Here is a 14,091-nt window from a genome sequence, read left to right as displayed (position 1 = left end):
ACAGGGCCGCCGCCGGGCACCGGGGCTCGGGGGTGGTCAGGCGTTGGGGGCGGTGCCGGAGCCGAGGCAGTTGAGGCAGAGGCCGTCCTGCTGTCCGACCGGGCGGCGCTTGCGTCCGACGCGGACCGTGGCGGCGACCATCCCGGACCCGTCGCACGGCGAGCAGACAACCGGGGCGGGCGGGGTGTTCTTCAGGGGCTTAGCGGTGGTCCGTTTGGTGGCCATGGCGGTGGTTCCTTCCGGTTCCAGACATGGGCGGGGTAGGGACCTGGCGCGAGACAGTCACGCCAACTGGCTTTGCAAGGTGGGGTGTTAGCTGGTCGCCGGGCGGGTCTTGAGGAGCGGGGAGCCCGGGACCGGGGCGGCGGAAACGGCCGGCCGGAACGGTGCCAGAGCGGCGAGGTGCGGGGTGAGGTGCGCGAACTCGGCGCAGACGGCCACGGCTTGGGCGGGGGTCATGGCGGGGGTGCGGATGCGGGACCAGCCGCCGGAGGAGTCCCCGGCCACCGCGACGCCGGGACGGTCCGGCGGGATGGTGGTGGCGGCGAAGACCGCTTCGGGGGCGATGTCGCCGAGGGCCATTTCGGCGGTCTGCTTGTCGTTGACCCGGTGCACCACACGCCCGGTGAGCTGAGCCCGCAGGGCGGTTGCGCCCTTGCCGAGGTCGGAGCCGAAACGCTGCCCACAGACCTCCAGGAAGATCCCGACCGCGCGGGCCATCTGCGCGAGCCGGATCATCCGCATCACCATCCGGTCCCGCCGCTCCTCATCCTTCTTCACAGCCACGAGGAACAGCTCCGCGACCTCATCGACCAGGACCACCAGCGGCACCGGCCGCACCTTCGCCGGCAGACCCCACAGGTCCGCGACACCATGCGAGCTGAGAAGGTCGAACCGGTCTTCCATCTCGCCAACGAGGGCTTCCAGTAGGCCGTCGGCCTCGTCCGGGGTGATCGCGAGGGCGGAGAGGCGGGGTGCGTAGCCGCGCTGTTCCACCCCGCGCTTGCAGTCGATCCCGACCAGGCCGACCGGGAGCTTCGCGAGCTGGGAGATGAGGTTGCGCTGATACATCGACTTGCCCGACTGGTTCGCACCGACCGTCAGGGCATGCGGGACCTTCTGATAGTCCCGTACGAACGCCGAACCGTCCTCCCGCAACGCCACGGGAACGACGAGCGGGCCGGCGGTGGTGTTGCGCGGGAGCCGGCGGGGCATCTTCACCCGGCGCAGCACGTCGTAGCCGGTCATCCGCAGTTCCACGAACCCCGGCTTCACCTCGACCACGTGGACGGAGTGGACGCCCCAGGCGTGGCGGAGCCGTTCGGAGGCGGCGGACACGTCGGCAGGCTCCAGACCGGCCGGGAGGCGAAGCGTCGCCCGCATGCCGGTCGAGGAGTAGCGGACGCGGCGGACCTGCGGGGGAACGGGCTGTACTTCCTGGCGGGCGACGTTGCGGACCATGAACGCCCGCAGGCGGGACGGCTGGACCGTCAGCCCGCACACATCCATCGTTGCCCGATACGTCACCGAGAAGCGGACCCGGGCGACCGGGGCACCCACCAGCGACCAGAACACCCGAGGGGAGCGGGCCTTCGCGTAGCCGAGGCCACCGGCGGCCGATAAGGCCCCCGTCACCTCGATCACCGTGGACAGGTCCGACATGATCAGGCCCCCAGCGGAGTGACAGCAACCGCGCGGAAGCTGATCCCGTGGCGGGTCTGGCCGTTGAAGGTGTTCTCCCAGTCCCGGGCCTTGAGGCCGACGACCGCGACCGGGGTGCCCGGGGCCAGGTTCTCCGGGACGCCCGTGTTCGGGACGGTCACCTGGTACAGGTTGCCCTCACCCTCGTCCGCGACCAGCAGACCCACCGTCGCGAGCGGGGCACCGGTCTCCCGGTCGATCGCGATCTCACCGGTCTGCTTGCTCACCAGCTTCGGAGTCGGAGGCGTCGCCACGAACACGACAGCGGTCGAAACGTCGATCTTGAAGGACGGCATGGCTTCTCCTGTAGAAGAGAGAATCTCCGTCACTCATGTACATGAGTGATAGGTAGAAGAGTGCATGAGTCCTGTACATGAGTCAACCCGCCACGAGAAAGAATCTTGTGGCGGGCTGCGGTGTTGGTGCCCCGTCAGTCTCCTGCGGGAAAGTGGTAGTCCAATACGAACTGGTCAGCGGCCATGATCGTGTCGCACACCTCGACAACGCGGCCAGACTTCGTTTCCGCACTTCGTACGAGATGGATGACGGGAGACCCTGGGCTCAGAGCGAGGGCGGACGCCTCCGGCTTGGAAGCGAGTCGCGCCCGCACCGTCTCGGTGAACTCCGAGAGGGTGTGCCCACGATCTTCAAGCCGGGCGTAGATCCCTCCGCCGCCGGGGTTCTCGGCGAACATCTCCGGGATGTCCTTCACCACGTCCCAGGGGAGATACGAGGTGGCTTCCTCGGTCGGGACACCGTCCCGGAAATACCGGCGCTTGCGTGCGAGTACCTGAGTGCCGGCCGGGATGTCCAGCCGTTCCGCGATCTCCTGCGGTGCTTCAACCGGGCCGATGAAGAGGACGTTCACGGACGGCTTGCCGCCAGATTGCTCGGTCTCCGCGATGTAGGCCGCCTTGCCTGCCTTCCGGTGAGACCGGCGGAAGCGATCCGAAGACTTGCGCTGCACCGGAGGGCGAGACCGGACGAACGAGCCCCGCCCGTGATGCGTTTCGATCAGCTGAGTCGTACGCAGTTCAGCGACTGCCTTGCGTACGGTCCCCGAGGCCACGCCGTAGCGGCCCATGAGTTCCGTCTCGCTTGGCACAGCGGCCCCAGCAGCCAGAGCCCCCGACCGGATTTGCGCCGCTAGGTCGTCTGCGATCTGGAGATACTTCGCCTTGGCCGAAGAGGCCACTTCACTACTCGCCATAGTCCTTCTCAGTCTCCTATTCTCATGTACATGAGTAACAGTCGCCCCGAGACCCCGTCAACGCCGCTCCACTCCGTGTCCGTAGCCGGGGTGGTGGTCCGCGAGGACGGGCGAGTCCTCACGATCAGGCGAGCCGACAACGGAGCGTGGGAACCGCCGGGGGGCGTGCTCGAACTGTCCGAGGCCCCGGAGGACGGGGTGCGCCGCGAGGTATACGAGGAGACCGGGATCAAGGTCCAGGTCGACAGGCTGACCGGCGTCTACAAGAACACGGCCCGGGGCATCGTCGCTCTTGTGTTCCGGTGCCACGCTGAGGGCGGCCAGGAGCAGCTTTCGGAGGAGTCCACTGCGGTCGAGTGGCTGACCCCGGACGAGGTGACCAGCCGTATGGCTGAGGTCTATGCAGTCCGCGTCACCGATGCACTGCTGAACGATGCGCCCCACGTCCGAGCGCACGATGGCAGGAAGCTCGCCAGCCGCTGAGAGCCGTCAGAGAGCACCAGACCAGGAACGTTGGTCACGCGCCACGGCGTATACGGCTTCCACCTGCTCAGGCAGCAGGGCTCCGGCCAGGGGTGCCAGGCTGGCCAGGGCTCGTTCGTTGAGGGCTCTTACGTCGCGCAAGGAGGACACCACGGTCAGGTCGGCCGGACGAACGAAGACGAGCAATGGGGTGACTGCGACAGGGAAGCCACATCCTCGTTCGAGTACCGCCCTCACGATCTCAGCCTCGCGCCGACTGCTCCGGAGGTACGGGCGCCCTTTCCCGTGGTTGATGCGGACTGCGTGGTCGCCAACCCAGACCGACTTGTTGCGATGGTTCTTTGTGTTGATCGAGAAGACACCACCGGGCCCCACCAGCAGGTGATCAATATCCCAGGTCGGAGACAGTGGTACGGAGTGCAGTGCACGCCAGTTGTGGCGGGACAGCCGCGCCAGCTCTCGACTGACGACGCGTTCACCTCGAAGTCCGGCTCTCCAGGGATCGGCCTCAGTCGGGCGGCGCAGAATCCATGAGAGGTAGCGCTCTACCAGGCTCGGCGAAACTTCCTTGATCTTCTCCCGCAGTGCGTCACCGGGTCGTCTCAAGGCCAGGTCGTATTCGGGTGGAGGGGGGAGCGGCGTCGATGCGACTGCAACGGGCGTGGTCGTCGCACGGGCCATGTAGGGGGTAAGGGCGTTCAGGATTGGCAGGCGTAACGCCTCGTCCTTGATCTCGATATGCCCAGTTCGTCGATCGAACCATGCCACGGCTGTTCCATCTGGTGTGTTCACGTAGAGCCGGTCCAGCCCACGCCGCTTCCAACTAGATACTCGCAACTCAGCCATGCCCGCCCCCAGCAGCCACTTGCCCCGTAACCACCATCGGACCAGGAGCGGACCTACGCCACAAGACCGCCCCGTCTCCGTGGCCAGCGAGCTGTTACAGGTTTCTCTACCTCATCAAGGCACCCGGCTGCGCTCCGCTCCGCCGGGCGCGCTTCCCGGCTCTGGCTGCGCCCGCGCTCCTGCCTTCGGCCCGCTCGGCGCTGCCGCCGCCGACGCGCGCCCGCAGTGGATAGGCCCGTGGGGCATGAGTCGAGAACCAAGCCCGCGGCTTCAAGACGATGCCTCCGGCGGGGGCGCTCAGACTCCGGGATGGGAGGGGCACCGTTCGCGAGTGCCGGCCGGAGCGGGGCGAGCGTCGTGGGGCTCCCATCCCGACCACCTTCGACCCAGGCAGAGCCGAGCAGTCACGGCCCAGGGCGTCAAGGTCGTTCGTACAGTGGCGCGCTCCACCTTGACGCCCTGAACCACGACCGCTCCACGGTGTGTGGGTCGAAGGCGGACGGGATGGGAGCCGGGGTGAGTGGCGGGTTGAGGCAGGCCGTAAATCACTCGACAGCTGACTTGACTTGATCTCCCAAATCAAGTTCTATCGAGATGCGGGCTGAACCTGTCCTCCTTGACAGGTGTAGGTCTGCGATCAGGGCCCTCCTTTACGGAGGGCCTCTTTTTTGCCTCAACGAGGCCAGTGAACTATCCCGTCGGGGCGACTTGTGGAGACTTCAGCCAACACCCTGGACCCCAGTTCCCCCCACATCTTCTCGTTGCACACTGCTCCCGACCTCCCGTCTGGCGGCACAATCCTTCTATACGCGGCATAAGCGCACAGGTCCGCAAGCTGGATAAAATAGGAGTCATCAGACTTGCGCGAGATGGGGTCTTCTACGAAGTAGGGGGCCTGCACCAAAGCCCCCCGCGCATCCCAGCTGACCCGCCGAAACGCCCTGTGCAGGGACTTGATCTTCTTGTCCTCTCCCTCGTCATGCACGAGGGAGATCGGAACACTGGACTGCGTCGACCGCTCGCGCAGCCGCTGCATCAAGTACGTCCATGCAATCTCAGATGGGTCGCGCGGTTTAGTCATCTTGCGTTTATCGATCACTACAGCGAAAACACCAGACGAAACAAGAATCAGCGTCTTCATGTGCGTCTGGTAAATGTCGCGTCGTTGACCATCCCCCAAGCCGTAGCGCTTGAGATCTCCCCGGCTCCTGAGCAGGTAGTTAGCCTTGATCTCGTCTCGCAACCGCACCCCGTATTGCTTTCCGATCGCGCGGCGCATCTTGGTGAGAACATCCAGCCGCTGCGTCCAGCCGTCAGCCGGAACGAGCACACAAGCCAGAATGTACGTCGATGAGCCTCCAACGGACATTCCAGAGTCCCCGGTCTCGTCTACGTAGGCCCACTCGAACGACGGACGCTCAGCCTGAGCAAGCAGCTCCCCAGCCGAACCCACCCCATTGAGATCCATAGGCACCCCCCTTGCGACCTGGCATCAGGGTAGATCTGACAGCACAGGCTGACTACCCATTCACGCTTTCCTGCGGAAGCCGAGGACCGAACTCGGGTCCTTACCAAGGTCTACGCTGCGGTACGTGGATGATCAGATGTACGACGATGCCTACCGCGGTTGGCGGGCATCGCTGACAACCCTGTTGGCTGATCCTGCACTGCTTGCGCGGTGGCAGGAGCGCCGCTTTCAGTTCGCTCATCGCGTCGGCGTTCTCTTGACCGAAGCGCACGGAGGCAGCCCAGCCGTCACCGGCCCTGCCCTCTACGGGGTGTTCAGCGCCGGCGCAGGCCTTTGCTACGTAGGACAGACGCAGGAGGCTGAGCGCCGGCTGCGGGACCTGCCGGTGGGTGAGAGCCACCACCTGGCCAACACGGTGCCACCCGAACTCTGGGAGAGAGTGGTGGTTATCCGCTGGCCACTGCTGCTTCCCGAAGTACCTGTGCGCGAACGCTCGCTGGTTGAGGAGATGGGCTCAACTATCTGCGGCCTTGCACTGGAGCACGCCCTACAGGTGGCAACTGCCCCGCCGTTGAACAGCCGCCGGAGGAGTACGTCTGGCGACTGGCAGCCGCGAAACCTCACGCACAGTCGCTCTCGTGGCGCGATCCATGCACAATCCGTGCCTGGTCTGACCCAACTAACTCTCGCTGCTTGGTCAGCCCTCTCAGAGGTGGTGATACCGGAGCACTCAGCGGTCATCGACACCGGGACCGGCCGAGCGGTGTCCCCGACAGCACTGCATCGGCCACCGAGTGGCTGAACTGCCCCTGCTACTCAGTCACAAGTGATCTTTTCAGTGACGGGAACGTGGTGGTCTCCGGATCCGCGAGACCGGGAACCGGAGGGGAACCACGGGCGCTTACGGACAGCGCGCGCTAAAGTGGTCTCGGAGCTGTGCTGAGCTCGGCATTGCCGAGTCTCGCACTGTCCCTCTCCGCGGCCGTCATCTGCAAGGTCTTGGCATCGAAGTTGAACGACTACGACCAGGGCATGGAGACGAACGAACGCGAGGAGAACCGCATGGCTGATGAACCGAAGTTGAGCAGGATGAAGCAGTGGGCTAGCGCTCTTTGTGACGTACTGGGAGACCTTGCAGTTGGCTTCGCGGGTGGGGCAGTGTCGAGCTGAGCACAGCTCCTTTGCTCGTCAGTCGCCACGCGCAGCACGGCTGTGGGGGCAGCGCTGAGTGTCTAACTGCGTGACAACCACGTCGCACAACCACGAACGACTATGGACGCTGGCGGACCATCAACGCAGGTGACAAGCGGAGCGGTCCACGGTCACCGACCGTCTCAAGTTGCTTCGTGACTAACAGGTCAGCACATAGTGCCGTGCCCGACCCGTGCCCGGATGGGCGGTCAGCCACGGTAAATGGCGGGCGCCGAAGGGGGCCTCTGAAGACCCCCTTGATGCCCGTCTTTGCTGGTCAGGGCAGCACAGCAAGCTGGAGAAGCGTTGATTCCCAAGCTCAGAGCGCGAGTTCGATTCTCGTCACCCGCTCTTCTATGAAGGCCCTGGTCAGAGACCGGGGCCTTTCTTGTGTTCGGGGCCGGCCCGAGGTGTGGAGGCTGTGGGGACGGCTGGAACTACGGGGTTGCCGTCGAGCGTGGTGTTCTAGCGTGTGCAGACGTGAAAGATCGCAGCTCGCGTGTGGGGAGGGCTTCCAGTGGGTGACGGGGCAGCGCTGGCGGATCGGATAGCCGAGCGGCGGGCCGGGGTCGGGGATCCGCAGGCTCTGGTGGGTGAGCTGCGGCGGGCACTGGTGCTGGTGCCGTACGACCGGGGAGGGTTGTGGACCGCCGAACTTGGTGGGATCCGGTGGGTATGCGGGTTCACCGATGAGGCGGCGTTGGCCCGGTTCGCGGAGGAGCGGGCTGTGGTGGAGGGGGCCGGGGCCGCCTCGCGGAGTTGGGAATACGCCACTTTCCGGGGGGCGCGTTTGCTGGATGAGGTCATTCCGGCCATGGGAGTACCGGCCGGGGTCGCGGTGAACGTGGCCGATGCGGACGGGTCGATGTTGTTTCCGCCGGTGGTGGGGATCGTTCCGGATGCCGTCGCCGTCGACGCGGACGTGCCGAGCGGGGGGCGGTAACGGTGAGCGGTGCGGGGGCGGAAGACCTCAACGTCGATCCCGTCAGTGTTCAGCAGATCACCGCCGGGCTGCGCGAAGCCGTGGCGGAGTTGAAGGAGATCGGCACCGGTACGGGGGCGGTGCTCGGCAAGGGACTCTCCGAGCTGTCCATGACCGGGATGGAGGCTGGGCATCACGGGTTGTCGGTGGACTTCGAGGACTTCTGCGAGCGGTGGGAGTGGGGAGTCCGGGCGCTGGTCCAGGACGCCAACGCGATCGCAGCGAAGCTGGGGCTGGCAGCTGGGATCGTGTGGGAGGAGGACCGGTACGTCCACGGGACGTTCAAGATCGCCGTAAACGCGGGCGTGGGGAATCCGCATGCGTCGGAGGACGAGATCGTCAAGCAGGACTGGGGCGATGTGTTCACCCCGGACTACCTGAGTCCGGACTACAGCCAGGAGTCGTTCGAGCGCACGGCCGACGAGGCTGGACAGACCTGGAAGGACACCGGGCGGGCGCTCGTCACTGAGGGGAACGGCGGACGTCAGGCGGACCAGCTGAACGAACTGTTCGGCGTGGACCAGGAGGCGTTCGACCGGTCCGTGGACGAGGCGTTCGGGCCTTCACCGGAGGCGCGGGCCCAACAGCAGCAGGATGGGGGAAACTAGGTCATGGGGATCGGGGATTTCGTCCGGGACCTCACGCCCGACGTCGTCGAGGACGCGGTCGAGGACGGTGTCGAGTGGGCCGGTGACCGGGTCGAGGACGCCGGGAACTGGACCGGCGACCGACTGGAGGACGCCGGCTGGGAGTCCGGGGCGGACTGGGTCCGCGAGAAGTCCCGTTCGGTGGCCAACCGGATGGGCGCCGAGGTCGACGAGATGGACCTCGGGCAGACCGAGGACAAGACCAAGCTCATCTACGGCAGCCCCTCAGAGATCCGGTCCACCGCAACCCACCTCCGGAAGCTCCAGGGCGCGTTCGACAAAGTCGGCGGAGGGCTGAAGGGAGTCGACGCCTCCGCGCTCAAGGGTCAGGCGGCGGACGCGTTCCGGAACTCCGTATCGGTCGAGCCACCCAAGTGGTTCAAGGCCGCCGACGCCTTCGAGAAGGCAGCCGCCGCGCTCGACGCCTTCGCGGGGACCGTGGAGTGGGCCCAGGGGCAGGCGCAGACCGCGATCGACAGGTGGAAGGCCGGGACCAAGGCGTCGGAGGAGGCTCGGGACGCGTACAACGAGAAGACGACCACGTACAACAAGGCCGTCGACGCCTACAACGCCAAACCCGCCGACGAGCGTGATCCCTCCTCGCTGCCAACCAAGCCGGGCACGTTCAGCGACCCGGGCACGGGGCGGATGGAGGAGGCCCAGGAGCTGCTCGCCGAGGCGCGCAAGCAGCGCAACACGGCAGCCGAGACTGCCCGCAAGGCCGTCACCGCGGCACGGGACGCCGCCCCCCAGAAGCCCCGGTACGCCGAGCAGGCCATGGACGGCCTCGCCGAGTACCAGGTCATCAAGACCCACCTCGCGGGCGGCGTCGTCAAGGGCGCGGCAGGCATTCTGACCTTCGCGCGCAGCGTCAACCCCATGGACCTCTACAACATCACCCACCCCGCCGAATACGGGCTCGCGCTCAACAACACCGCCGCCGGGCTCGTCCGGGTCGCCAACGACCCCTGGGGCACCGGCAAGCAGATGCTCGACGACTTCATGAAGGACCCCGCCGAAGGCTTCGGCCGCCTCCTCCCCGACGCCGCCCTCGCGCTTGCCACCGGCGGCGCCGGGGCAGGCGTCAAGGGAGCCCGGGTGGTGAAGGAGGCCGCCGACATCGCCTCCGACGCCCGGAGAGCGGAAAACATCGCCGACGCCAGCCGCAAAGCCCCGGACAAACGCTGCGGTCGTGAGCCGGTGGACTTCGCAACAGGACGCATGCTGCTGGCCGAAACCGACGTCACCCTGCCGGCCGGACTCCCGCTGGACTTCCGCCGAGCCTACGAGTCGTCGTATCAGGCGGGCCGCTGGTTCGGTCCCACCTGGTCGTCCACCATCGACCAACGGCTGTCGATCGACTCTCTGGGCGTAGTTTTCCACGGTGAGGACAACCTGCTGCTGGCTTTCCCTCACCCGGTGCCCGGGTTGGCGGTGTTCGCCGAAGCCGGACCTCGATGGCCCCTGGAGCGTCATGTGGACGGCAGCTATGTCCTCACCGACCCGAGCACGGGACACATACGAAACTTCCTGCCCCCGCCCGGTGCAGTTCCAGGAGGAAACGGGACAGCTCTCCTGGCAGATGTGGTGGACCGCAACGGCCACACCATCACCGCCGACTACGACGACGAGGGCACTCCGCTCTCGCTCACTCACTCCTGTGGGTACCGGCTCGCCTTCACCGCCGAAGGTGGACGCATCACTTCGGTGCGACTGGCTGTCACCGAGTCGGCCTACGCATCCGACGGCGGCATGAGTGACGCCGGCACCACCCTCGTCCGTTACGGCTATCGGGATGGTCTTCTCACCGAAGTCACCCGATCATCGGGCCTTCCGATATCCTTCGAATACGACGCCGAAAGCCGGATGACGGCGTGGACCGACACCAACGGCTCCCGTTTTGTCTTCGCCTACGACGAGCACGACCGTTGTGTGACGCAGACCGGCGAAGAGGGCCATCTGCGATCGGACTTCCACTACTCGCAGCCCGACCCCGAGACGGGACTGCGCACCACCACCGTTACAGACTCTCTCGGCCACATTTGGCGCTACACGGTGAACAACCGGCTCCAGGTGATCGCTGAAACCGACCCCACCGGCGCTGTCGTCCGAACCACCTACGACCGTTTCAACCGGCTGCTGACACGCACCGATCCACTGGGCGCGAAAACCGCATTCGAGTATGACGACATCGGATGTCTGACCCTCATCACTCGTGCTGACGGCAGACAGATGCGAGCCACCCACAACGACTTGGGGCTGGCTACCGAGCTGGTCCAAGAGGATGGAGCCTGCTGGAAGCAGGAGTTCGACGAGCGAGGAAATCGGCTTCGCGTCACCGATCCGGGCGGGCGAACCACGCACTATTCTCACAGCCCCCTGGGTGACCTCATCTCGGTCACCGACGCGCTAGGGGATACAACGCGAATGCGACGGAACCCGGCCGGTCTGCTCACCGAGCGAATAGACCCGAGCGGCGGGATCACCCTGTACCGCAGGGACGCCTTCGGCCGGATCACCGATCTCGTGGACCCGGACGGCACCGTGACCGCTTTCGAGTGGTCTGTGGAGGGCAGGCCAACCCGCCGTACCAGTTCCGATGGCACAACCGAGGTATGGGTCTACGACGGAGAAGGAAACTGCACGAGCCACACGGACGCCCTGGGCCGGATCACCCGGTTCGAATACACTCATTTCGATCTGCTGGCGGCTCGGATCGATCCGGACGGCGCTCGATACGAATTCGACCATGACACAGAGTTGCGGTTGACGAAGGTGAAGAACCCGCAAGGTCTCAGCTGGTCGTACGTGTACGACAGTGCCGGTCGGCTGACGTCCGAGACCGACTTCGACGGGCGAACGACGCATTACGAGGTCGACGCCCTGGGCCGGATTTCCACCAGAAGCAGCCCTCTCGGCCAGACCATCCGCTATGAGCGGGACAACCTCGGCCGAGTGATCAGCAAGGATGCGGCAGGCGATGTCACGGCCTACTCCTATGATCCGGCGGGCCGGCTGCTACAGGCAACGTCCCCGAGCAGCGAGCTGATCTATCAGTACGACCGCGAAGGCCGGGTGAAGACCGAACTCGTCGACGGGCGTACCGTCACGTACGCGTACGACGCGGTCGGACGACGCACAAGCCGGATCACACCTGGTGGTCAGCGCACTTCATACACCTACGACGCCGCAGGTCGGACCGCTCGACTCAGCTCCGGAAATCACGAGTTCAACTTCACCCGCGACAAGTCAGGTCGCGAACTCTCCCGCCGGATCGGCGAGACTCTGACGCTCACCTCAGTACAGGACGGATCGGGTCGAGTTGCCGAGCAGGAGATCTCAGCCGACGGACGCACCGTCAATCGCCGACGCTATACGTACAGCGGGGACGGTCATCTGACCGGGATCGACGACGAACTGAACGGGCAGCGCCGTTTCGACCTGGATCCGGTAGGCCGGGTCACCGCGGTCACCGCCTCCGGCTGGGTCGAGTCGTACGTCTACGACAGGAGTGGCAATCAGACCACCGCCGCCTGGCCGGACCAGCACGCCGGTCCGGAGTCCCGGGGTACTCGTGAGTACAGCGGCACACGAATCATCCGCGCCGGCGCCTACCGCTACGAATACGACGGCGCGGGACGTCTGAGCCGACGTTCCAAGACCCGGCTGTCCCGCCCACGAGACACCTGGCGCTACTCCTACGACCCGGAAGACCGGCTCACCGAGGTCGTCACCCCCGACGGCACGGTCTGGCGCTATCGCTACGATCCGCTGGGTCGCCGTACACGTAAGGAGCGGCTGACTCCCGACGGTGAAATCGTTTTGGAGCACACCGACTTCACGTGGGACGGGACGGTTCTTGCAGAGGAGGCCACGGCCCATGCCGGAGGGTCCCACATGGTCACACTGACCTGGGACCATCAGGGCCTCACACCCATTGCCCAGACGGAACGGCTCACGGACTCGGTGAGCCAGTGCGAAGTCGACAGACGGTTCTTCGCCATTGCCACAGACCTCATCGGCACCCCCACCGAGCTCTTGGACGACCAAGGCGGTATAGCTTGGCGCAGCCGCACCAGCTTGTGGGGCACCACTACGTGGAACGCCGACGCTGCCGCATATACGCCGCTGCGGTTCCCAGGCCAGTATTACGACCCCGAGACGGGCTTCCATTACAACTATCACCGCTACTACGACCCGGAAACGGCCCGTTACACCACGCCCGACCCTCTCGGTCTCGCTCCATCTCCCAATCCCGCCGCCTACGTGCACAACCCGCACACGTGGAGCGATCCACTCGGCCTTTCGCCCTACGAGAACAACGGCGGACTCGGCCAGTTGGTCAAGGTGCACAAGCCGGACCCTGCAGCCGACGCGCTGGCCGAGCGGCTCGGGGGTGAATCTCGGGTCAAATTTGAGAACGATCCGAAGGGGCGCGAAATCGACGCAATCAGCGATGAATACGTCGCGCAGTCGAAGCCGGGAGGAATGCAGATGGGAAGCGCCCTGCGAAACCAAGCGAAGGCGACTTTCGAGTATGCTATACAATCCGGCCGGACACCGTACTTCCACTTCGACGGCGAACCAGGACCTGGCGTGGTCAACAAGCTGAAGGAGTACGGCCGCCGTTATGGAATCGAACCCGTCATCGACACCACACCCCTGGAGTGAGAGCCGTGTACGAATTTCACGGTTGGTTCGGTATTGCCGAATCACCCGAAGAATCGGATGCCGGAAGCCTTGATTCGGGAATTGCGGAACTGAGTGCGACGATCAGGAATATCGACTGGGCTACCGGTGAGGTCGCCCTGAAAACGCACAACGGCGAGTTCTTCGTCATCGCCAACGGGCTGATGAATCGCCGCCGTGACGAGGCAGAGGAGCTGGACGAACTCCTTCGCCACATCTGTACACGCTTCCCTGGATCCTGGGGACTGCTCTACGAACGTTCACCTGAAATGGAGACACCTCCAGGGCAGGGCGGCTTTCGCGTTCGAGTGATGGCTAGGGGCGAAATTCACCTTCGTTTGGACCCTTTTCTATCGCCCGTGCAGCCGGTCATCGAAGACTGACCGAGGTCTGGAGCGGATGCGCCCGGCCGTAGAGGTGATGAGGCCCGTCTCTGCCCTACTCGGCCCGTACGGCATGCAAGGTCCAGCCGGGTCCCATCGGCTTGGCCGGTCCTCAGCCACCTGAGATGCTCAGCGGTTTTGCAGGCGTACGTCGAAACCACCACGAGCAGTCCTGAGACGATTCCGGCCCATGTGCACGCCAGCCTCCGGAGGCACAGGAGAAGTCAGCCTGGTCATAAGGGTCCTTCGGCCGGACCCTTTGCTCGTGCCCCATCCGGGCCCAGCAGAGCGGACAACAGCGGTCAGGTGCAGTACCCAGAGCCCATAGCTATGCATCCCGGCCTGTGCGAAAGCGCAGGTCAGATCCGCTTCAACAGCCCAAGACCCGCTGATTCCCAAGCTCGGAGCGCGAGTTCCATTCCCGTCACCCGCTCCACGAGGGAGCCCAAGGCCAGCCGCCCTGGGCTCTCTTGTGGGCCCGGAGCGGAATG

At 65.4% G+C, this 14,091-nt stretch carries 11 protein-coding genes; 5 read left to right on the top strand and 6 right to left on the bottom strand.

Going from position 1 to position 14,091, the window contains the following annotated elements; translation table 11 throughout:
- Window positions 1-36 precede the first annotated feature (36 nt).
- The 4 genes from ACIRR8_RS10800 to ACIRR8_RS10785 all read right to left on the bottom strand — a co-directional run bounded on the left by ACIRR8_RS10800 (window position 37) and on the right by ACIRR8_RS10785 (window position 2,911).
- Window positions 37-225 carry a hypothetical protein gene (locus tag ACIRR8_RS10800; protein WP_404061817.1) on the bottom strand — a complete coding sequence of 63 codons (189 nt, stop codon included), beginning with the start codon at window positions 223-225 and terminating at the stop codon, window positions 37-39.
- A gap of 87 nt (window positions 226-312) precedes the next feature.
- Complete coding sequence (locus ACIRR8_RS10795; protein ID WP_404061815.1) at window positions 313-1,662, bottom strand: FtsK/SpoIIIE domain-containing protein; 1,350 nt, start codon at window positions 1,660-1,662, stop codon at window positions 313-315.
- A gap of 2 nt (window positions 1,663-1,664) precedes the next feature.
- Window positions 1,665-1,997, bottom strand: a complete 333-nt coding sequence (locus tag ACIRR8_RS10790; protein WP_086670803.1) for a hypothetical protein — start codon at window positions 1,995-1,997, stop codon at window positions 1,665-1,667.
- A gap of 134 nt (window positions 1,998-2,131) precedes the next feature.
- Window positions 2,132-2,911: a GntR family transcriptional regulator gene (locus ACIRR8_RS10785; protein ID WP_404061813.1), complete on the bottom strand. Its 780-nt coding sequence runs from the start codon at window positions 2,909-2,911 to the stop codon at window positions 2,132-2,134.
- An 18-nt stretch (window positions 2,912-2,929) separates the two neighbouring features.
- Here ACIRR8_RS10785 and ACIRR8_RS10780 point away from each other — a divergent pair, with 18 nt between their 5' ends.
- Window positions 2,930-3,394, top strand: coding sequence for an NUDIX hydrolase (locus ACIRR8_RS10780; protein ID WP_404062560.1), 465 nt, complete (start codon window positions 2,930-2,932; stop codon window positions 3,392-3,394).
- A gap of 6 nt (window positions 3,395-3,400) precedes the next feature.
- On the opposite strand, the gene ACIRR8_RS10775 is transcribed toward ACIRR8_RS10780, so the two are convergent.
- On the bottom strand, window positions 3,401-4,162 hold the full coding sequence (locus ACIRR8_RS10775) for a nuclease-related domain-containing protein (RefSeq protein WP_404061810.1): 762 nt from the start codon (window positions 4,160-4,162) through the stop codon (window positions 3,401-3,403).
- Window positions 4,163-4,913: 751 nt separating this feature from the next.
- Window positions 4,914-5,708: a DUF3800 domain-containing protein gene (locus tag ACIRR8_RS10770; RefSeq protein ID WP_404061807.1), complete on the bottom strand. Its 795-nt coding sequence runs from the start codon at window positions 5,706-5,708 to the stop codon at window positions 4,914-4,916.
- 1,708 nt (window positions 5,709-7,416) lie between these two features.
- On the opposite strand from ACIRR8_RS10770, the gene ACIRR8_RS10765 reads away from it, so the two are divergent.
- From ACIRR8_RS10765 to ACIRR8_RS10750, 4 genes are read left to right on the top strand one after another with little or no spacing between them, the layout of a single operon-like run.
- The gene (locus ACIRR8_RS10765; protein ID WP_404061805.1) at window positions 7,417-7,842 is read left to right on the top strand and encodes a hypothetical protein; all 426 of its coding nucleotides are present in this window, start codon (window positions 7,417-7,419) and stop codon (window positions 7,840-7,842) included.
- A gap of 2 nt (window positions 7,843-7,844) precedes the next feature.
- Window positions 7,845-8,489 (top strand): hypothetical protein, encoded by a 645-nt coding sequence (locus ACIRR8_RS10760; protein ID WP_404061803.1) that lies wholly within the window; start codon window positions 7,845-7,847, stop codon window positions 8,487-8,489.
- A gap of 3 nt (window positions 8,490-8,492) precedes the next feature.
- On the top strand, window positions 8,493-13,199 hold the full coding sequence (locus ACIRR8_RS10755) for a putative T7SS-secreted protein (RefSeq protein WP_404061801.1): 4,707 nt from the start codon (window positions 8,493-8,495) through the stop codon (window positions 13,197-13,199).
- Window positions 13,200-13,204: 5 nt separating this feature from the next.
- On the top strand, window positions 13,205-13,600 hold the full coding sequence (locus tag ACIRR8_RS10750; protein WP_404061799.1) for an Imm7 family immunity protein: 396 nt from the start codon (window positions 13,205-13,207) through the stop codon (window positions 13,598-13,600).
- Window positions 13,601-14,091 lie beyond the last annotated feature (491 nt).

It is taken from the genome of Streptomyces sp. NPDC101178, assembly GCF_044767965.1.
GTDB lineage: Bacteria > Actinomycetota > Actinomycetes > Streptomycetales > Streptomycetaceae > Streptomyces.
The sequence above is the reverse complement of the archived record's forward strand: the minus strand, read 5'-3'. Positions and strand labels throughout refer to the sequence as shown.